At 62.2% G+C, this 19,435-nt stretch carries 23 protein-coding genes; 7 read left to right on the top strand and 16 right to left on the bottom strand.

Going from position 1 to position 19,435, the window contains the following annotated elements; genetic code table 11:
• Window positions 1-5: 5 nt before the first annotated feature.
• The 4 genes from AC1D0N_RS20725 (at window position 6) to AC1D0N_RS20740 (ending at window position 3,775) form a co-directional block, all read left to right on the top strand.
• Window positions 6-734: a glycerophosphodiester phosphodiesterase gene (locus tag AC1D0N_RS20725; RefSeq protein ID WP_477247130.1), complete on the top strand. Its 729-nt coding sequence runs from the start codon at window positions 6-8 to the stop codon at window positions 732-734.
• Window positions 735-776: 42 nt separating this feature from the next.
• Window positions 777-1,991: a GNAT family N-acetyltransferase gene (locus tag AC1D0N_RS20730; RefSeq protein ID WP_477247132.1), complete on the top strand. Its 1,215-nt coding sequence runs from the start codon at window positions 777-779 to the stop codon at window positions 1,989-1,991.
• Between the two features lie 78 nt (window positions 1,992-2,069).
• Window positions 2,070-2,501: an HIT family protein gene (locus AC1D0N_RS20735; protein WP_477247134.1), complete on the top strand. Its 432-nt coding sequence runs from the start codon at window positions 2,070-2,072 to the stop codon at window positions 2,499-2,501.
• A gap of 173 nt (window positions 2,502-2,674) precedes the next feature.
• Complete coding sequence (locus AC1D0N_RS20740) at window positions 2,675-3,775, top strand: phosphatase PAP2 family protein (protein ID WP_477247135.1); 1,101 nt, start codon at window positions 2,675-2,677, stop codon at window positions 3,773-3,775.
• A gap of 81 nt (window positions 3,776-3,856) precedes the next feature.
• Here the strand turns inward: AC1D0N_RS20740 and clpA are convergent, their stop codons facing one another.
• From clpA to AC1D0N_RS20760, 4 genes are all read right to left on the bottom strand, one after another.
• The gene (gene clpA, locus AC1D0N_RS20745) at window positions 3,857-6,328 is read right to left on the bottom strand and encodes an ATP-dependent Clp protease ATP-binding subunit ClpA (protein ID WP_477247137.1); all 2,472 of its coding nucleotides are present in this window, start codon (window positions 6,326-6,328) and stop codon (window positions 3,857-3,859) included.
• Window positions 6,329-6,334: 6 nt separating this feature from the next.
• Window positions 6,335-6,664: an ATP-dependent Clp protease adapter ClpS gene (clpS, locus tag AC1D0N_RS20750; RefSeq protein WP_477247207.1), complete on the bottom strand. Its 330-nt coding sequence runs from the start codon at window positions 6,662-6,664 to the stop codon at window positions 6,335-6,337.
• Window positions 6,665-6,939: 275 nt separating this feature from the next.
• Window positions 6,940-7,269 (bottom strand): phasin family protein, encoded by a 330-nt coding sequence (locus AC1D0N_RS20755; protein WP_477247139.1) that lies wholly within the window; start codon window positions 7,267-7,269, stop codon window positions 6,940-6,942.
• Window positions 7,270-7,419: 150 nt separating this feature from the next.
• Window positions 7,420-7,683: a hypothetical protein gene (locus AC1D0N_RS20760; RefSeq protein ID WP_477247210.1), complete on the bottom strand. Its 264-nt coding sequence runs from the start codon at window positions 7,681-7,683 to the stop codon at window positions 7,420-7,422.
• On the opposite strand from AC1D0N_RS20760, the gene AC1D0N_RS20765 reads away from it, so the two are divergent.
• Window positions 7,610-9,001: a D-alanyl-D-alanine carboxypeptidase gene (locus AC1D0N_RS20765; protein WP_477247208.1), complete on the top strand. Its 1,392-nt coding sequence runs from the start codon at window positions 7,610-7,612 to the stop codon at window positions 8,999-9,001. The two genes, AC1D0N_RS20760 and AC1D0N_RS20765, sit on opposite strands and share 74 nt — an antisense overlap.
• Window positions 9,002-9,047: 46 nt before the next feature.
• On the opposite strand, the gene AC1D0N_RS20770 is transcribed toward AC1D0N_RS20765, so the two are convergent.
• The 4 genes from AC1D0N_RS20770 to AC1D0N_RS20785 all read right to left on the bottom strand — a co-directional run bounded on the left by AC1D0N_RS20770 (window position 9,048) and on the right by AC1D0N_RS20785 (window position 12,482).
• Complete coding sequence (locus AC1D0N_RS20770) at window positions 9,048-9,746, bottom strand: DnaJ domain-containing protein (protein ID WP_477247141.1); 699 nt, start codon at window positions 9,744-9,746, stop codon at window positions 9,048-9,050.
• On the bottom strand, window positions 9,746-10,477 hold the full coding sequence (locus AC1D0N_RS20775; protein ID WP_477247143.1) for a vWA domain-containing protein: 732 nt from the start codon (window positions 10,475-10,477) through the stop codon (window positions 9,746-9,748). Before AC1D0N_RS20775 ends, AC1D0N_RS20770 begins: the two co-directional genes overlap by 1 nt.
• A gap of 84 nt (window positions 10,478-10,561) precedes the next feature.
• Window positions 10,562-10,999, bottom strand: coding sequence for a DUF1489 family protein (locus AC1D0N_RS20780; protein ID WP_477247145.1), 438 nt, complete (start codon window positions 10,997-10,999; stop codon window positions 10,562-10,564).
• 79 nt (window positions 11,000-11,078) lie between these two features.
• Window positions 11,079-12,482 (bottom strand): L-serine ammonia-lyase, encoded by a 1,404-nt coding sequence (locus tag AC1D0N_RS20785; RefSeq protein ID WP_477247146.1) that lies wholly within the window; start codon window positions 12,480-12,482, stop codon window positions 11,079-11,081.
• Between the two features lie 214 nt (window positions 12,483-12,696).
• Between AC1D0N_RS20785 and AC1D0N_RS20790 the strand changes: the two genes are divergently transcribed.
• Together AC1D0N_RS20790 and AC1D0N_RS20795 are read left to right on the top strand one after the other, a co-directional pair.
• Entirely contained in the window at window positions 12,697-13,392 is a 696-nt protein-coding gene (locus tag AC1D0N_RS20790) for a cysteine hydrolase family protein (protein WP_477247148.1), read from the top strand.
• Between the two features lie 73 nt (window positions 13,393-13,465).
• Window positions 13,466-14,185, top strand: coding sequence for a DUF599 domain-containing protein (locus AC1D0N_RS20795; protein WP_477247149.1), 720 nt, complete (start codon window positions 13,466-13,468; stop codon window positions 14,183-14,185).
• Here the strand turns inward: AC1D0N_RS20795 and AC1D0N_RS20800 are convergent.
• The 8 genes from AC1D0N_RS20800 to AC1D0N_RS20835 all read right to left on the bottom strand — a co-directional run bounded on the left by AC1D0N_RS20800 (window position 14,158) and on the right by AC1D0N_RS20835 (window position 19,392).
• On the bottom strand, window positions 14,158-14,955 hold the full coding sequence (locus AC1D0N_RS20800; RefSeq protein WP_477247151.1) for a YdcF family protein: 798 nt from the start codon (window positions 14,953-14,955) through the stop codon (window positions 14,158-14,160). The genes AC1D0N_RS20795 and AC1D0N_RS20800 overlap by 28 nt on opposite strands.
• A 10-nt stretch (window positions 14,956-14,965) precedes the next feature.
• Window positions 14,966-15,493 (bottom strand): hypothetical protein, encoded by a 528-nt coding sequence (locus AC1D0N_RS20805; RefSeq protein ID WP_477247153.1) that lies wholly within the window; start codon window positions 15,491-15,493, stop codon window positions 14,966-14,968.
• 1 nt (window position 15,494) lies between these two features.
• Complete coding sequence (locus AC1D0N_RS20810; RefSeq protein ID WP_477247155.1) at window positions 15,495-17,060, bottom strand: amidase; 1,566 nt, start codon at window positions 17,058-17,060, stop codon at window positions 15,495-15,497.
• On the bottom strand, window positions 17,060-17,515 hold the full coding sequence (locus AC1D0N_RS20815) for a GNAT family N-acetyltransferase (RefSeq protein WP_477247156.1): 456 nt from the start codon (window positions 17,513-17,515) through the stop codon (window positions 17,060-17,062). The genes AC1D0N_RS20810 and AC1D0N_RS20815 overlap by 1 nt, the downstream gene beginning before the upstream one ends.
• A gap of 7 nt (window positions 17,516-17,522) precedes the next feature.
• The gene (gene gatC / locus AC1D0N_RS20820) at window positions 17,523-17,810 is read right to left on the bottom strand and encodes an Asp-tRNA(Asn)/Glu-tRNA(Gln) amidotransferase subunit GatC (RefSeq protein ID WP_095793007.1); all 288 of its coding nucleotides are present in this window, start codon (window positions 17,808-17,810) and stop codon (window positions 17,523-17,525) included.
• A 74-nt stretch (window positions 17,811-17,884) separates the two neighbouring features.
• On the bottom strand, window positions 17,885-18,175 hold the full coding sequence (locus AC1D0N_RS20825; RefSeq protein WP_477247158.1) for a hypothetical protein: 291 nt from the start codon (window positions 18,173-18,175) through the stop codon (window positions 17,885-17,887).
• Between the two features lie 55 nt (window positions 18,176-18,230).
• The gene (locus AC1D0N_RS20830; protein ID WP_477247160.1) at window positions 18,231-18,647 is read right to left on the bottom strand and encodes a hypothetical protein; all 417 of its coding nucleotides are present in this window, start codon (window positions 18,645-18,647) and stop codon (window positions 18,231-18,233) included.
• A gap of 37 nt (window positions 18,648-18,684) precedes the next feature.
• On the bottom strand, window positions 18,685-19,392 hold the full coding sequence (locus AC1D0N_RS20835; protein WP_477247162.1) for a metal-dependent hydrolase: 708 nt from the start codon (window positions 19,390-19,392) through the stop codon (window positions 18,685-18,687).
• Window positions 19,393-19,435: the final 43 nt, after the last annotated feature.

The following is a 19,435-nucleotide window of genomic DNA, read 5'->3' on the forward strand; positions in this document are numbered from 1 at the left end:
CTGACATGACAGACCTTTCCTGGCTGACCGCCCGCCCCGTCGCCCATCGCGGCTTTCACGACATGAACAAGACACGCTGGGAGAACACGCTTTCGGCCTTTGCCGCGGCTGCCGAACGCGGCTACGCGATCGAATGCGATGTGCACCTGTCGTCGGATGGCATTCCGGTCATCATCCACGATGGCGATCTCAAGCGGCTGACCGGCCAGGACGGCTTCGTCTGGCAGCGCACGGCAGCGGAGATGACGACGCTCAAGATCGGCGCCACATCAGACCATCTGCCGACGCTGCAGGAGGCGCTCGATCTGGTCGATGGCCGCGTGCCGATGGTGGTCGAGCTGAAAGGGGTTGCCGGCCACGACGAAGGTCTGGTGGCGAGCGTCGGCAGGCTGCTCAAGCGCTACAAGGGCAAGGCGGCGATCATGTCGTTCGACCATTGGCTCATCCGCGACTTCCCCAAATACGCGCCCGGCATCCCCGGCGGACTGACCGCCTATGGCAAGGACGTCAAGCTGATCGAGGCGCATTTCGCCATGCTGGCAAACGAGATTGCCTTCACCTCCTATGCCGCGGGCGACCTGCCGAACCAGTTCGTCTCGTTCGTGCGCGAGAAGCTCAAGATGCCGGTAATCACCTGGACCGTGCATGACCAGCCGGCGGTGGACCTGACCTTCAAATATGCCGACCAGATGACGTTTGAAGGGTTCGAACCCGATCACGTCAAAGTTGCCTGAAGCCGGGCTTGTACGGACCCGCGCGGAGCTTAAATAAGCCTCATGGATCAAGGTGATGAAGGCGACGGGCAAGCGGTGGATGCAGAGTATTCGATCCGCGTCGCCGCCGGTATCGGCGCCTTCACCTGCGACGAATGGAACGGTTTTGGCGGCACCACGCGCGGCGACACAGAAAACGGCTACAACCCTCTCGTTTCATTCGCCTTTCTGGGTGCGCTTGAGGATTCCGGCTGCGCCGTGCGACGCACCGGTTGGCAAGGCCATCACCTCAGACTGGAGACGGCGCAAGGCAAGCTGCTCGGCGCCGTGCCGTGCTATCTGAAATCGCACAGCCAGGGCGAATATGTGTTCGACCATGGCTGGTCGGATGCATTCGAGCGCGCCGGCGGGCGCTATTATCCAAAGCTGCAATGCGCCGTGCCGTTCACGCCGGTCACCGGTCCGCGCCTGCTGGTCAGCAAAGGCGAGGACAGCCGCACCGTCAAAGCCGGCCTGGCGGCCGGGTTGAAGGCGGTGACAGAAAAGCTCGGCGTGTCTTCCGCGCATGTCACCTTCGCGCCGCAGGACGATGTCGAAGCCCTGGTGGGGGCGGGATTCCTGCATCGCACCGACCAGCAATTCCACTTCTTCAACGAAAGCTTTTCGACCTATGACGACTTTCTCGCCACGCTGGCTTCGCGCAAGCGCAAGGCGATGAAGAAAGAGCGGCGCGAAGCGCTCGCCGACGGCATTTCGATCGATTGGCTGACCGGCAAGGACCTGACCGAAAAGGCCTGGGACGATTTCTTTGCCTTCTATATGGACACCGGCAGCCGCAAATGGGGGCGGCCCTATCTCACCCGCGAATTCTTCTCGCTGATCGGCGAACGCATGGCCGAAGACATCCTGCTGGTGATGGCCAAGCGCAACGGGCGCTACATTGCCGGCGCCATCAACTTCATCGGCTCGGACGCGCTCTACGGGCGCAACTGGGGCTGCATCGAGGACCACCCCTTCCTGCATTTCGAGGTCTGCTACCATCAGGCGATCGACTTCGCCATCGAGCGCAAGCTGAAAGTGGTCGAGGCCGGCGCGCAAGGCGAGCACAAGCTGGCGCGCGGCTATCGGCCGGTGACCATGCACTCGGCGCACTACCTGGCGCATCCCGGCTTGCGCAATGCCGTCGCCGACTATCTCAAGCGTGAACGGCGCGAAGTCGAGCGGATGAGCGAATATCTGGAAGAGCACACCCCGTTCCGCAAGGATCTGGCGGACTAGGCGATCTCTCCTGGCTGTCTTGCCGGCCTCGGGCGGCTTCGCTAAACGGGACGGCGAGATAAATCCGGAGCGCCTGCCATGGCTGAAGCCGCCTACGATGCCAGCAACATCTTCGCCAAGATCCTGCGCGGCGAGATCCCCTCGCACCGCATCTACGAGGATGATGCGGTTGTCGCCTTCATGGACGTGATGCCGCAAGGGCCGGGCCATACGCTGGTGGTGCCGAGGGCGCCGTCGCGCAACCTGCTGGATGCCGACCCGGCAACGCTCGGTGCGCTCTTTGTCATCGTGCGGAAGGTGGCGCTGGCGGTCAAAAAAGCTTTTGGCGCCGACGGCGTCACCATCCTGCAGTTCAACGAGCCGGCTTCGGGGCAGACCGTCTACCATCTCCATGTGCACGTGATTCCACGCTTCGAGGGCATCCCGCTGAAGCCACATACCGGCGCGATGGAGAAGCCGGAGGTGCTGGCTGCAAATGCCGAAAAGATCCGCGCGGGGCTGGCTGATTGAAGGCTGATCGCGCCGGCTGACGGCGCTCCGGCAGCGATCGCTTCCCGACGAGGACAGAATCGGCCTTGCCGGACACCGGCTTGAGCTTGAATTCGAACTATCTGCTTAGGGAAATATCAAACCCTCTGGTTGTAGGATGCCAGGAGGCGATGGGCTTTTGAGTCTTCGAAATCATGGACAGTTCGGTTGCGGTCTCGAGACCCCTGGCGAGGGCAGCTTACGGACGCGCTTTCCTGCGCGCTCTGACGGATGCCTACAAGCGGCACCGGCTGCTGCACGCGATGGCCATCGCCGCCCTGCTTCTGGCAACCGTGGTCGGCATGCAAACCGGAAACATGCCGGATTTCGGCGCCCTGAAGGAATACGCGTACTACCTTGTCATCGCTTTCTGGATGTGCGGCTGTGTCTTCGCCGTCGGCAGCTTCTTTCACCTTGCGGTGGTCAAGCGTGATCGTGAGCCACTCGGCACATTTCTGCGCTCAATGGGCAGCTTCTTCGGCGACGCCGAGCGCACAGCCAACAGCCTGAATGGCCTTGCGGCGGCCATTGTCTTTATATCCGCCGTCGGCGTGCTCAAGGGGGCGATTGCGATCCTTTCGCCTTTCGCATGGGACCAGGCGTTGGCTCACGCCGATCGAGTTCTCCACTTCGGTCGCGCGCCCGATGAATGGCTATGGTTTATCGTCCAGTCGCCGTTCGCGGTGAGGATGCTCAACATCGCGTATAATTTCTGGTTTGTCGTGCTCATCGCCACCGTTTTCATCGCCTGCATCACGCGTAAAGACACACGGCTGCGGCATCAATTCCTGATGAGCTTCATGCTGGCATGGATTTTGGGTGGCTTCTTGCTGGCGATGGGCCTGTCGTCGGCAGGGCCGTGCTTTTATGAGCGGCTGGGGTTCGGAAGCGACTTTCATCCCTTGATGCAAGCGCTGGCTGCCGCCGATCGCGTCTATCCGATCTGGGCGCTCAGCACGCAGGACCTTTTGTGGAGCGGCTACACCGGCGCGACCAAGGGAAGTATCGGCATATCCGCCTTTCCATCCATGCACGTGGCGATGGCGGTGCTTTTCGCTCTCTACGCAACGCGCCGTTCCCGATTGGCCGGTGTTCTGATGTGGGCGTTCGCCGGCATCATCATGGTCAGCTCGGTCGTCCTTGGCTGGCACTATGCCCTGGATGGATACGCCGGCGCACTGGTGTCGCTCGCAATCTGGAAGGCGTGCGGATACTTCCTGACCCGCTTCGCACCGGATGGGTTGCGTTTGAGCTGAGGGCGACCGCTCCCTCCTACGAGCCGGAACCCCAAGAAAAAGGCCCCGGAACCGGGGCCTCTTTCTTAACTGGCGAACTGATCAATTCTTGCGCGGCAGTTGCGGCACCAGGCTGCGCTTGCCGCCATCCTTGCCCTTGGGCTCCGGCTTCTGCGCCACCAGCTTCCTTACCGCCGGCTTTTTCGCCAGGGCCTTCTTCTGCTTGGGCGCGTCTTCCGGCTCTTCCCTCTTCGGCTTGACCGGCGCTTCGTCGGCGAGCGATTCGAGTTTCAGGCCGGTTTCTCCGGTCTCCTTCTTCTCGACGGTGACGCGCACCGTGCCGCCCTTCTTCAGCTTGCCGAACAGAACCTCGTCGGCGAGCGGCTTCTTGATGTGCTCCTGGATGACACGGCCGAGCGGCCGCGCGCCCATGCGCTCGTCATAGCCCTTGTCGGCGAGCCAGGCGATCGCGTCCGGCGACAGGTCGAAGGTGACGCCGCGCTCGGAAAGCTGCGCCTCGAGCTGCATGACGAACTTCTGCACCACCTGATGGATGACCGGCACCGGCAGCGAGCCGAACGGGATGATCGCATCGAGACGGTTGCGGAACTCCGGCGTGAACAGCCGGTTGATCGCCTCGACATCGTCGCCTTCGCGCTTGGTCGACCCAAAGCCGATCGCCGCGCGCTGCGCATCGGATGCGCCCGCATTGGTGGTCATGATCAGGATGACATTGCGGAAGTCGATCTGCTTGCCGTTGTGATCGGTCAGCTTGCCGTGGTCCATGACCTGCAACAGGATGTTGAACAGATCCGGATGCGCCTTCTCGACTTCGTCCAGCAACAGCACGCAGTGCGGATGCTGGTCGACGCCGTCGGTCAACAGGCCGCCCTGGTCGAAGCCTACATAGCCGGGGGGCGCGCCGATCAGGCGCGAGACGGTGTGGCGTTCCATATATTCCGACATGTCGAAGCGGATCAATTCGACGCCGAGCGAGGCGGCGAGCTGCTTGGCCACTTCGGTCTTGCCGACGCCGGTCGGGCCAGAGAACAAATACGAGCCGATCGGCTTTTCCGGTTCACGCAGGCCGGCACGCGCCAGCTTGATCGCCGATGTCAGCGCGCTGATGGCGGTGTCCTGACCGTAGACGACGCGCTTCAACTCGATATCGAGGCCTTGCAGCACCTTCTCGTCGTCGGCCGAAACCGTCTTCGGCGGAATGCGGGCCATGGTGGCGATCGTCGCTTCGATCTCCTTGATGCCGATGGTCTTCTTGCGCTTGGCTTCCGGCACCAGCATCTGCGAGGCGCCGGTCTCGTCGATCACGTCGATCGCCTTGTCCGGCAGCTTGCGGTCGTTGATGTAGCGCGCCGACAGCTCCACCGAGGCCTTGATCGCCTCGTTGGTGAACTTCACCTTGTGGAATTCCTCATAATAGGGCTTGAGGCCCTTCATGATCTCGATGGCGTCCTCGATGGTCGGCTCGTTGACGTCGATCTTCTGGAAGCGCCGCACCAGTGCGCGGTCCTTTTCGAAGAACTGGCGGAACTCCTTGTAGGTGGTCGAGCCGATGCAGCGGATGGCGCCTGACGACAGTGCCGGCTTCAACAGGTTCGACGCGTCCATGGCGCCGCCCGATGTCGCCCCTGCCCCGATCACGGTGTGGATCTCGTCGATGAACAGCACCGCGCCCGGATAATCCTCGAGCTCCTTGACGACCTGCTTCAACCGCTCCTCGAAATCACCGCGATAGCGCGTGCCGGCCAAAAGCGTGCCCATGTCGAGCGCGAAGATGGTGGCGTTGTGCAACACTTCGGGAACGTCGCCCTCGACGATGCGCTTGGCGAGACCTTCGGCGATCGCCGTCTTGCCGACGCCGGGATCACCGACATAGAGCGGATTGTTCTTGGAGCGGCGGCACAGCACCTGGATGGTGCGGTTGATCTCGGACTCGCGGCCGATCAGCGGATCGATCTTGCCAGCCTTGGCCTTGTTGTTGAGGTTGACGCAATAGGCGGTGAGCGCGTCCTGCTGCTGCTTCTTCTTGCCGCCTTCCTCTTGCGGCTCGGAGCCGTTCTGGCCGTTGCCCTGCTCATCGTCGGCGCCGCGCGGCGAGCGCGTTTCCGAGGCGCCGGGACGCTTGGCGATGCCATGCGAGATATAGTTGACCGCGTCGTAGCGGGTCATCTGCTGTTCCTGCAGGAAATAGGCGGCATGGCTCTCGCGCTCGGCGAAGATGGCGACGAGCACGTTGGCGCCGGACACTTCCTCCCGGCCGGACGACTGCACATGGATCACCGCGCGCTGGATGACGCGCTGGAAACCGGCCGTCGGCTTGGAGTCCTCGTCGTAGCCGGTGACGAGGTTGTCGAGTTCGGTATCGATATAAGTGAGAACCGTGTGCTTCAGCTCGTCGAGATCGACATTGCAGGCGCGCATGACGGCGGCCGCCTCGGTGTCGTCGATGAGCGCGAGCAGCAGATGTTCAAGGGTTGCGTATTCATGGTGCCGCTCATTGGCGAGCGTCAGCGCCTGGTGGAGCGCCTTTTCCAGGCCTTGGGAGAAAGCCGGCATGTTACCTCACTTCTTCTCCATCACGCATTGCAGCGGATGCTGATTCTGTCGGGCGAAATCCATGACCTGGGACACTTTGGTCTCGGCCACCTCGAATGTATAGACCCCGCACTCGCCGACCCCATGATTGTGAACATGAAGCATAATGCGTGTGGCGGCTTCGCGGTCCTTCTGGAAAAAGCGCTCCAGCACATGAACCACGAACTCCATGGGCGTGTAGTCGTCGTTGAGGATGAGGACCCGATAAAGGCTGGGCTTCTTGGTCTTGGTTTTTGTGCGCGTGATGACGGCCGTACCGCGACCGGCCTCATTGCCGTCGCCGTCGCCACTTTGCATCCGCGCCACTCGTCTCGTGGCAGTCAAACCGATCGTCACGTATTCCTGCCTCTTTCGAATCCCCATGCGAGTTCGACATGTAGGTGTTCGATGGACGATTTTAAGCCCTTTAGGTTAGCTGACAATATGGCTAGGTGGCCAAACTTGGCTGATTTTCAAAATCGTGAAGGTGAGAAGCCCGCAATTTGGACCCGGCATGAAAAAACCCGGCCGCGTGTTCGCGACCGGGTCTGATTCACAGGCCCGAAAGGCCGTTTTCGCACTGACTGGCGAAATTACTTCGCCTTGGCGACGATCGATTCGAACGGCTTGTAGGCTTCCTTGGCGAGTTCGGCGTAGAGATCGCCAAACTTGGTGGCCTCGGCGACGAAGCTCTCATAGGACTGCTTGGCGTAGTCGGACTGGATCTCGATCGCCTTTTCCAGCGACTTGGCCGAAATGATCTTCTCGACCGCGGCGCTGCCGGCTTCGAAGCTCTTCTTGGTGTATTCGCCTGCCTCGGTGGCAATCGCCTGGGCGCCCTTCGAGAGCGAGGCGAAGCTCTTCAATCCGGTGTCGGCAAGGTCTTTGCCGTATTTGCTGAAGTCCTCATAGGTCTGGGTCATTTCACGCTTCCCTTGGGTTGAGGCGCCCTTGCCTGAGCGCTTTTGTGCAATGCACGTCAATATATTGTGCGCTGCACAAAAAGTCAACATTTCACCGGATGCAGGACCGCGGCTGCGCCGGCAATGGCTAAAATTCGAATAAAGAGAGGTTCAAGCCCGAAGAAAATGGTGAACGCGGCGGTTACCATAAACGGATTGGTAACGCTGGCCACGGTAGTTTGGCAGGAAGTGAGGCAGGACCCTTTGCAGCCTCCGACGCAACGAAAATTCAAGGGAAGTATCAGTGCGTAAGGCGTTGTCGGGCTTCGTTTCCAAATCCGCGTTCTCTCTCAAAACGATCATGATCGCCGCTTTGGCGATGTCATTCGTCGTCGCGGATGTTGCATCATCGATGGCAGCCAAATCGGCGGCCATCGTCGTCGATGCAAAAACCGGCAGGGTGCTTTATTCGTCCGATGCCAACGGCCGGCGCTACCCCGCCTCGCTCACCAAGATGATGACGCTTTACCTGACCTTCGAAGCGCTGGCGAAGGGCAGGATCAGCAAGAACACCCCGGTGCCATTCTCGGCCAATGCCGCCGCGGAGCCGCCGACCAAGCTCGGCGTCAAGGCTGGCGGCTCGGTCAGCGTCGAGACGGCAATCCTGTCGATGGTGACCAAGTCGGCCAATGATTCAGCGACGGCGCTGGGCGAAATGCTCGGCGGCAATGAAGCCAGCTTCGCCAAGATGATGACTGCCAAGGCGCGGCAGCTTGGGATGAACGGGACGGTTTTCCGCAACGCCAACGGCCTGCCCAACCCCGGCCAGTTCACCACTGCCCACGACATGGCGATGCTCGGCATCGCGTTGCGAGAGCATTTTCCGCAGTATTACGGCTATTTCTCGCAGCGTTCGTTCCTCTACGGACGCCAGCGCATCAACGGCCACAACCGGCTGCTCGGCCGCATCAAGGGCGTCGACGGCATCAAGACCGGCTATACCCGCGCCTCCGGCTTCAACCTCGTCTCGTCGGTTTCCGATGGCAACCGCCGCCTCGTTGCCGTCGTCATGGGCGGCACCTCTGGCCGTAGCCGCGACAACCAGATGGCCGGGCTGATCAACGCCTATATGCCGAGGGCATCGACCCGCGGCGGCGGCGCCTTGATCGCCAAGGCCGGCGGCGACAATCCAATCAAGGCGCTGGCCAAGGTCTTGCTGCCAAAGCACGACGCGCCGACGCCCGATGACAAGCCGGTGGTTGAAGACGATGCCGTGGCGTCCAACGACGATCCGACAGCTACGGTTGCCGAAGCTACGGTTGCCGACGACGCGACGGTTGCCGAAGACGACAGCGACGCCGTGGTCGAAGAGACCACGCCCGTCGTCAAGACCAGGAAGGTCAAGACCGTCATCGTGAAGGCGCCCCAGGTTGAAACGGCGCAGGTGGTGGCGGCCTACGCCGAACCCACTCCGGCGGTCGACCCGGTCAACACCGCGTCCGTGCCGTCCGGCTGGGCGGTGCAGGTGGCATCTTCGCCCAAACAGTCCGAAGCGCAGGCTTTCCTCGACAAGACGGCCAAGCAGGCGCCGAAGATCCTGGCGGCGGCCTCGGGCTTCACCGTCGCTTTCGACAAGGACGGCGAGACCTACTACCGCGCCCGCTTCGGCGGTTTCGGTTCGAAGGATGCCGCCTGGAATGCCTGCACCGCTTTGAAGAAGAAGAAAATCGCCTGCTACGCCGTCCAGCAATAGGCCGGCGTGGAAGATATCTCCCGGAAATTTTTTGCGTCGAAGGAGACTAGTTGTGATTGGAGAGCAAGACGTCCTTGGCTTCGTTAATTCGCGCCGCCAGGAAAGACGTGCCACCGATATCGGGGTGCAGGCGCTGCATCAGGCGGCGGTGCGCCTTGCGGACATCCGCCGCGGCGGCCCCCGCTTCAAGACCAAGGACCTTGTAGGCCTCCTCCTTAGTCATGGCGCCCGAACCTGGCGCAACACCCAGCCCTTCGCCACCGTTCGTCTCAGCGTCTTTGCGCCAGATGGGAAATCTGCCGTCAAGATACGTCTCTAGCAGCTGACGGCTCTCCGGGTCACCGGGGAGTTCGCGGTAGAGCTGCTGCAGTTCGGCCAGGCCCATCGCGCCCAGCATCTTGCCCTCATGGCGGCCGGCCAGCACAAGGCCCTCCAGACCGCCAGTATCGTGATCAAGCTCCATCTCCAAGGCGGCGGTGCGCACCGTCGAGCGCTTGCCCGGCGCCGGCTTTGCCGTCTGCCGTTTCGTCCGCAGCGAACCATACCAGGCAAAGGCCGCGGCCAGGATGACGCCGGCGATGGCTTCGCGGCCGACAACAAGCACGGCGACGCCGACCAGCGCCAGAAGAACCGGCCCAACCGTGCGCATGCCGCTCGCCAGTTTTTGCGGGTCGGCGCGCAGGAAGACGGTCACCGCGCCCAGAAGCACCAACAGAAATGCAACGAATGAGATAATTGCGCCCATCAGTTCCCGCCGCCCCTGAGATGCTCGATCATCAGCCGGTCTTCCGGCCTGCCCCTGGCTTCGAGCGCCTTCAGCCCGCCGGTCGCGAACACCGCAACCGCCGAAAGCAGTCCCGCCAAGGTCGCGGCAGCCCGCCGATCAAATCGGAACCAAGCCCCTTTGGACAACCGCGCGATCTCCTTGAACGCTTGTTCTGCGCCGGAATCATGACCTTCCTGAAAGACGAAGACAGGAACGCCATGCAGGCCGAGACTGCCGGCCTTTTCGGCGAGGTCGTCGACATTCTCTTCCATCGCATCGCCGATATAGACCAGCGCGTTGACCTTGGCTGTGGCCGTCTGTTTCAGCGCATGCGCCAGCACCTTGCCGATCTGGGTATGGCCGCTGCGGCATTCGATCTTCGTCATCAGTTGCTTCAGAGCATTGGTGTCGGTGACGAAAGCCGACGAACGGCACTCGCCAAGACCGCGAAAATAGACCAGCTGGACGCTGAGCTTCCCGGCCTTGCCGACGGCGTCGAACATCTGGCCCTGCAGTTCACAAGCGAGATCCCAGGTCGGCTGCCGGCTCATCGTCGCGTCGAGCGAAAGGATCAGCCGGCCCGAACCCGCAGCCGACACAGCAAGCGTCCTTGCCTGACGAAGAAAGGCTTCGATCTCGCCGGCATTGGATTGAGGTTTGACCGGCGCGGGATTGGCACGTGCGGGCACGGGCTGCTTCTTGTCGCTCATGAAAACAAGATGTGGCGTTGTTCGACCGCTTGCAAGCCCTGCCCAGGGCAACATTTGGGGGCCAGAGGCTTGGATACGCGGGGATCAGAGCAGGCCGAGATCGGCAAGCTCGCGCCGCAGTTTTGGCGGCATCTCGATCAGCCCGGCCTTGCCCTTGCCAAGATCGAGCGGCGCGTCGGAGGGTTTGAGGTAGCGCCAGCCCTGGAAGGCGCGGCGCGGCTGCCAGTCGGTGCGCACGACCTCCGGGGCGAGCATCAGATGGCAGCGGCCGATGCCTTCGTCGTCGGTAAAGGGACGGATTTCGGTGATCAGCTGGCGGCACTGGACGTTGCCCTTGATCACCCAATAGAGCGAGCCGCCGTCGGTAACCTCGGCGCCGCGTGTCGGCACCATGCGGGTTGTGTGCCAGTGTTCGGCAGGCTCACCGGCACGGCGCCGCTCGTCGAGGCGGAAGGCAATCCACTCTTCGAGATCCTCGACGCTGTCGCAGCCGACGCAGAGTTTTAGGAGATTGAGAGCCATGGCTAAGGTTTAGTCCGGCGCGCGGAGGCGTCAACGGCCCTGCCCGACTTCTCCACAGTGCCAGTGTGGGCCAGAGCCCTCAGCACTCCACGACATTGACGGCCAGCCCGCCAAGGCTGGTTTCCTTGTACTTTTCGTTCATGTCGAGGCCGGTCTGGCGCATGGTCTCGATCGCCGCGTCGAGCGGCACGAAATGGACGCCGTCGCCCTTGATGGCAAGCGAGGCGGCGGTCACCGCCTTGACGGCGCCGAGGGCGTTGCGCTCGATGCATGGCACCTGCACCAGGCCGCCGACCGGATCGCAGGTCATGCCCAGATGATGCTCGAGCGCGATCTCGGCGGCGTTCTCGACCTGCTCAGGCGTGCCACCCATCACGGCGCACAGTCCGGCCGCCGCCATCGCCGAGGCCGAGCCCACTTCACCCTGACAGCCGACTTCGGCGCCCGAGATCGAGGCATTGGTCTTGATGATGCCGCCGACGGCAGCGGCCGTCAGCAGGAAATCGCGGATGCTGGGCTGGTCGGCCTCGGGATGGAAATGCAGCCAATAGCGCAACACTGCCGGCAGTGTGCCGGCCGCACCGTTGGTCGGCGCGGTGACGACGCGGCCGCCGGCGGCGTTCTCTTCATTGACCGCCATGGCGTAGATCGACAGCCAGTCATTGGCGAGCAGCGGATTGGGTTTGTTCTGCTGCCACTGCTCCTGCAGCTTGTCGTGCAGCATGCGGGCGCGGCGGCGCACTTTCAGCCCGCCCGGCATGATGCCGTCCTGCGACAGGCCGCGGTCGATGCAGCCTTTCATCGCGCTCCAGATGCCGTCGAGCCCGGCGTCGAGCGCCTCGCGCGACATCTGCGTCTCCTCGTTGACGCGCTTCATCTCGGCAATGGAAAGCCCGCTCTTTGCCGCCATCTTCAGCATCTCGACGGCGTTCTTGAAGGGATAAGGCACTTTCTTGCCCTCGGTCGTCACCGACCCTTTCACCTTCATCCGCTGCAGCTCTTCTTCGGAAACGACGAAGCCGCCGCCGATCGAATAATAGATGCGCTTGAGCAGCAGGCGGTCGCCGGCGTCATAGGCGTAGAACGCCATGCCGTTGGCGTGGCCGGTGAGCGGCGTTTTCCTGTCGAGCACCAGATCCGTTGCCGGATCGAAGCGATAGGAAGGATGGCCGGGCGGCGAAATCCGCTTGTCGGCAGCGATGCGGGTGGCGATGCCGTCGGCCTGGTCGGGATCGACCGTCTGCGGTGTCAGGCCGGCAAGGCCAAGCACGACGGCGCGGTCCGAGCCATGGCCAATGCCGGTATAAGCGAGCGAGCCGTGCAGGCTGGCGCCAATGCGATCGACCTTGACACCGGCCGGTCGTGGCCAGTCATCACCCAGGATCTCGTCGAGAAACCGGGCCGCCGCCGTCATCGGACCCATCGTGTGCGAACTCGACGGTCCGATGCCGATCTTGAACAGGTCGAAAACCGAAAGGAACACGCTGCGCTGTCTCCGGGAGTGGGATCAAGGACTCCATATAGGAATTCCCAAGATGTTTCCGCTCTTTTGCAGGGCGCGGCGCAGCACCAGCCGACCTTGCTTGCTCCGGCAGCGACATTGATTGCGAGACCATGGCGGCGCGGCTATCGTGCGCCGTGCGTGCCCGCCAGCATATGTGCGGGCCTTGCCACTCATTTGCCGGGAGAAGAAAGCCGTGATTACGTTGAATGCCAAGCCTGGACCGGTGAGCATCGTGCCCGCCCAGACAGCGATCGTCGTGGTGGACATGCAGAACGCCTTTGCCACGAAAGGAGGCATGTTCGATCTCGCCGGCTTCGACATATCCGGTGCCGCGCCCGCCATCGACGCCAACAAGCGCCTGCTCAAGGCGGCTCGCGAAGCCGGCGTGAGCGTGATTTACCTGCAGATGTCCTACAAGCCCGACCTCAGCGATGCGGGAGATCGCTCGTCCCCGAATTATCACAAGGAACTGGGGATGGTCTTGATGCGCGAGCGCCCCGAGCTTCGCGGCAAGCTGTTGATCGACGACAGCTGGGACTGGCAGATCGTCGACGCGCTGAAGCCTGAGCCAGGCGACCATGTCATTCGCAAATCGCGCTACAGCGGCTTCAGCAACACCGGCCTGGAAGCCTGGTTGCGCGCTGGGAAGATTCGTCATCTCCTGTTCACCGGGGTTGCCACCAATGTTTGCGTCGACGCAACCGCGCGCGACGCCTATTTCCTCGAGTTCTGGCCGATACTGGTCGAAGACGCGATGAACCATTCGGGGCCGGACTTCAACCGCCAGTCCACTCTATGGAACTTCGAACATGCGTTCGGATGGGTTACCAGGACTGACATGGTGGTCGAAGCTTTGCGCATGGAAGCCACCGCAGCTTTGCCGGCCTAGGCTGATCGATATCTGTCTATCCGCCGGTGAACGGTGTCACGGCAAGCCGCCCTGCTTATGGTAAAAGCGACGCATGGGCGATTCCTTCCATCTTTCGACGGCCGATCTGGCGGCGCTGGCTTTCTTTCTCCTCGTGTGGGTGCTGCATACGCTCGCCTCCGACGGAAAGCTGGTCAGTCGCGTATCACTGACGACGGCGATGAATGCGCAGCGCGAAGCCTGGATGCGAACCATGGCCGAGCGCGAGATCCGCATCGTCGACACCGCCATCATGAGCGGCCTGCAGCAAGGCACCGCCTTTTTCGCCTCCAGCTCGCTGATCGCGCTCGGCGGCTGTTTTGCGCTGCTTGGTGCCTCCGACCAGGTTCTGTCGGTGCTGAGCGACCTGCCCTTGGGTGGCGCGCCGTCACGCGCGGCCTTCCAGGTGAAAGTGTTCGGACTGGTGCTGATCCTGGCCTTTTCGTTCTTCAAGTTCGGCTGGGCGTACCGGCTGTTCAACTATTGCTCGATCCTGATCGGCGCGGTGCCGATCCCGCATGGCGAAGCGTCACAAAATCCGGTGACGCAAACGGCGGTGTGGCGCGCGGCGCGCATGAATATGCTGGCCGGCAAGCACTTCAATTCCGGCCTGCGTGGCGTGTTCTTCTCGATCGCCTATCTCGGCTGGTTCGTCGACCCGATGGTGTTCGTGCTGTCGACGCTGCTGCTGCTGGCAGTGCTGGTGCGCCGCCAGTTCTTTTCAGCGGCGCGGCAAGCCGTGATCGGTCAGCCGCCGGGGCCTGGAAAAGGTTGATCGATACGGCCCGACAGCCAATAGGCGAAGAGGCCGATCCACTCACGGATGGCCATGGTGGTGACCTGCAGTGAATCGGCGGGGTTGTCGCGGAACAGGCCGATGCCTTCCCGCCCCGAGGTGCGGTAGTCGACCGGCCAGGGAACGGTTGCAAAGCCTGATTTGTCGAACAGCGCCTTGGCGCGTGGCATGTGGAAGGCCGATGTCACCAGCAGCCAGGTTTCGCCGGGCTTCGGCGTCACCAGCCCCTTGGTGAAGACGGCGTTCTCGTAGGTGTTTCGAGATTTGTTCTCGAGGATCAGGCGGTCGGCGCTCACGCCAAGGGCGGTCAGCAGGCGTGGTGCGGTGGTGGCATCGCCCTCGCCATCGAGAAACAGTTCGCCGGTGCCTCCGGATACAACCACCTTCGCCTCTGGAAAATGCCGCGCCAGTATGGCCGTCTCGACCATGCGGTCGCCGCCGGAGTTCAATTCATAGCCGCCGCGCACCAGATTGATCGCGCCCTCAAAACCGCCGCCGAGGACGACGATGCCGTCGACCTTGTCCGGCATAGATGACTTGGGAAAGCGCTCTTCGAGAGGATTGAGCATCATGGCGCCAAGCGAGGTCCAGGCTGACAGCGCGAGAATGAGGAAGGCGAACACGCTGCCCGTCGCCGCCCATCGCCGGCGGCCGACCACCGCCGCGAGCAAGCCTGCCAGCAGCAGGAAAATCGCCAGGTTGAGTGGCTGGACGAAAAACCAGAAGATCTTGGAGAGATAGAAGAACATTGCCTGCCTATCACCAGTTCAAACTTTGACGGCCGATGAAGTGCTCGATCGCACTCGCCACATCTTCCGCCTCCGGACGGCTCAATTCCCTGCCGAAATCAAGCGAGCCATTCGCGTTGGTCAAGCGCATGACTTCCGACAGTCCGGCTTCATCCGTTGGGTAGGTATGATCGAGGATTTCGACCTTAAGGTGCCCTTTCAAGGGCAATGCCGAACGATTTTGCAAAGAACCCCTGACCTCGCGCGCAGCTGCGGTGTTGGTTAGCCGCAGGGTTTCCTTGCCGAACACCAGCCAGACAAAATCCTTGCCGAGGAAATAGGTGAAGAGGGCAATGACCGCCACGAACGACAGCAGGCCGATAGTGCCGCTGGTGATCGTCGCAGGCGACGTGTCTCTCAATCCCATGTAGCCGGTGTAGGCTACGATCGAGGCCCCTATCAGGGCAAAGCCTGTCCTGAAATCGGAGGTGCGTGGCGGGTTGGTGATCAGCAGTTCGTCTCTCGTCTCGACGATGGAAATACGAGACGAGGGCGGCATCCTACCACCACTTCTCCGGCTGAAATGTGCCGGCCGCCTGCTCGATGACGGCAGCGGTCTGGAACAGGGTTTCCTCGTCGAAGGGCCGGCCGATGAGCTGCAGGCCGAGCGGCAGGCCCTTGGCGTCGAGCCCAGCGGGCACGGCGATGCCCGGCAGGCCGGCCATGTTCACGGTCACCGTAAAAATGTCGTTGAGGTACATTTTCACCGGATCGGCGGCCATGTCTTCGTCGGCGATACCGAAGGCGGCCGATGGCGTCGCCGGGGTCAGGATCACATCGACGCCGGCGGCGAAGACGTTTTCAAAATCGCGCTTGATCAGGTTGCGCACCTTCTGCGCTTGCAGATAGTAGGCGTCGTAGTAGCCGGCCGACAGCACATAGGTGCCGATCATGATGCGGCGCTTGACCTCGCGGCCGAAACCGGCGGCGCGGGTCTTTTCATACATGTCGACAATGTCCTTGCCCGGCACGCGCAGGCCGTAGCGGACGCCGTCATAGCGAGCGAGGTTGGACGACGCTTCGGCGGGCGCGACGATGTAATAGGCCGGCAGAGCGTATTTGGTGTGCGGCAGCGAAATGTCGACGATCTCGGCGCCGGCGTCTTTCAGCCAGGCAATGCCCTTCTGCCACAGCGCCTCGATCTCTTCCGGCATGCCGTCGACGCGGTATTCCCTGGGGATGCCGACCTTCATGCCCTTCATCGGCTTGCCGATCGCCGCCTCGTAGTCCGGCACCGGCCGGTCGACCGAGGTGGTGTCTTTTGGGTCGACGGAAGCCATCGACTTCAACAGGATCGCGGCATCGCGCACGTCGCGGGCGATCGGCCCGGCCTGGTCGAGCGACGAGGCAAAGGCGACGATGCCCCAGCGCGAGCAGCGGCCATAGGTCGGCTTGATGCCGACCGTGCCGGTGAAGGCGGCGGGCTGGCGGATCGAGCCGCCGGTATCAGTTGCGGTGGCGCCGGCGCACAGGAATGCCGAGACCGCGGAAGCCGAGCCGCCCGACGAGCCGCCGGGCACCAGCTGCGCGTTGTCCAGCGTGCGGGCCGTCTTGGTGCCGCCAGCGGAGACAAAGCCGCCATCGCCCTGATGCGTGGTCGGCATCACCAGCGTGTCGAGGCGCGAACGCCGCCACGGGTTGACGACCGGGCCGTAGTAGGAAGTCTCGTTGGACGAGCCCATGGCGAATTCGTCCATGTTGAGCTTGCCCAGCATGACAGCGCCGTCGGCCCACAGATTGGCGGTCACGGTCGATTCGTAGCGTGGCTTGAAGCCGTCCAGCACATGGCTGCAGGCCTGGGTGTGGACGCCCTCGGTGCCGAACAGATCCTTGATGCCGAGCGGGATGCCTTCCAGAGAACCGCCCTCGCCCTTCGCCAGTTTGGCGTCGGAGGCCTTGGCCATGTCGCGCGCCTTGTCGCCGGTGACGACTATATAGGCGTTGAGCGCCGGGTTGGCGCGCTCGATCGCCGAGAGATAGGCCTCAGTGATCTCGGCGGCGGTGATCTCCTTGGCGCGCAATTTGGCACGGGCCTGCGAAATCGTCAGCTGGGTCAGGTCGCTCATCAAAGGCTCTTTTCGTAAAACACCGACCATTCGGAATCGGGATAATCCAGCACCGGGCCGCAGCGCGAGAAGCCGGCACGTTCGTAGACGGTCCACGCCGCCGGATGGCGGTCGCCGGTTTCCAGCACCAGACGCTTCAACCCTTCGTCGCGGGCCAGCGCTTCGACACGCTCGACAATCTTCGCGCCGATCTTGCGGCCGCGATGCGAAGGCCGCGTGTACATGCGCTTGACCTCGCCGACGGTGCGGTCATGGCGCTTCAGCGCGCCGCAGCCTATGGCCAGGCCATTGTCGCGGGCGATGAAGACGGTGGTGTCCTCGCCGGCCATCTGCTCGACGGTCAAATGATAGCAGTGCTCGGGCGGCGTCAGTTCGAGCAGCGTGGCGTTGAGCTCCTCGACCAGCCCGCGCACATCGTCCTGCAGCGGCGTCTCAATGGCGATCTCGATTGCCATTGGCGGCTTACTCCACGACCTTTGGCACCAGGAAGAAATTCTCTTCGGTGGCTGGCGCGTTGGCGACGATATCAGCCGCCTTGCTGCCATCGGTGACGACGTCCTGGCGCTTCTTCATCTCCATTGGCGTCACCGAGGTCATCGGCTCGACGCCGGAGACGTCGACCTCATTCAACTGCTCGACGAAGCCGAGGATGGCGTTCAGCTCGCCGGTCATGCGCTCGGCATCCTCCTCGCTCACCGCAATGCGGGCGAGACGCGCAACGCGCTTCACTGTCTGAAGATCAACGGACATATTTGTCGCCTTTGGGAAAACCAGCCCGCGCTATAGCGGCGCGGCGCGTGCCGCGCAACTGCATCGTACGGGGTTCAGGTCGCGATACCGACGCGGTTCTTCGGCATGCGCAGCGGGATGGGCAATTCAAAAAGGCGTTTCTCGGCTGAACACATGCCGCAGGCCGCCTCGTCTTCCAGCGCGGCGAAGGCCTTCAACGCCGCCCGCGTGCAGCCGGGCGCAAGCGGTTTGTAGGCAAGATAGGGATCCCATTTCCCGGAAAGGCGATATTTCGCCTTCTGCATCGACGCAACGTGCAGTTCCAGCGTCTGGAAGACGGGGCGCTCCAGACCGAGAAGCGACCGGGCCCGTTTCAGGATGCCCATCGGGTCACGCTATCACGCCGCATGCGTTGTATCGTCCTCTCCCAGAGCATTCATCCTATGGCAAAGCCACACCGTCGCAGAGGAAATAGCTGCCGCCATTGCCGCTCTGCTCACCTTCGTCGGCGACCGGGCGAACCGAAACCAGGTCGATCTGGCTCGCGTTCATTTGGGTAACAGACAAAACATCGGGAAAGACATTGTCCGGCTCCTGGCAGATGGCGGTCACCGCCCAGCTCGGCGCGCTTTTCGCCTTGGTGATCTGCAGGAACTCGCAATTGTATTCGACGCTGTCCAGGCCGCGCGCCGACAGCACAACGTTGCCGGCATCGATCACGGTCTGCAAAGTATCCTTCTTGGCCTGCGCGCAAAGCTCCTTGGACTGCAGATAGACGCCCTCGATGAAATCTTCCGCGGCGGCCGCGGGAGAGGCCGCAACCAACATCGAGATCCAAAGAGATTGTCTCAAAGCCATGGTTTTATTCCATTTTTTCGATAAACTGTGTCTCACTCTACAACGTGATGGTCTGGCCTATTTTCGGCAAGGCAACCTCGACACCCGATCCTTCCAGCCCGGCCACGAACTTTTCAGCCGTCTGGTCGATGATCGGGAACGTGCCGAAGTGACAGGGTACCACCGTATCGAAGCCGAAGAAACGCCGGCAGGCAAGGGCTGCCACGGCACCGCCCATGGTGAAGCGGTCGCCGATCGGCACAATGCCGATCTTCGGCTCGTGCAGTTCGTTGATCAGCGCCATGTCGGAGAAAATGTCGGTGTCGCCCATATGGTAGAGCGTCTTGTCCTCGGGGAAATGCAGGACGAGCCCGCCCGGATTGCCGAGATAGATGTTCTGGCCGCCGTCGACGCCAAACGACGAGGAATGAAGCGCCTGGACGAAGGTCGTGGTGAAGGCGCCGCAATCGACGGTGCCGCCGATGTTGCCGGGATTGATCTTATTGCCGCTGACGCCTTTGCCGACCAGGTACATGCAGATCTCGTAATTGGCGACCAACTGGGCGCCGCTCTTCTTCAGCACCTCCACCGCGCCGCTAACATGATCGTTGTGACCATGGGTCAACAGCACATGCGTGACGCCTTCCGCAGGACCTTCCCAGCCACCTGTCCATGACGGATTACCAATCAGATAGGGGTCGATAAGGATAGTCGCCCCTTCGGTCTCGACGCGAAAGGCCGAATGTCCGTACCAGGTCAATTTCATCAATGCATTCCTCGATTTTTGCCGTGCCAAAGGATAGAACGCC

This window comes from Mesorhizobium sp. P2_E10 (assembly GCF_056404235.1).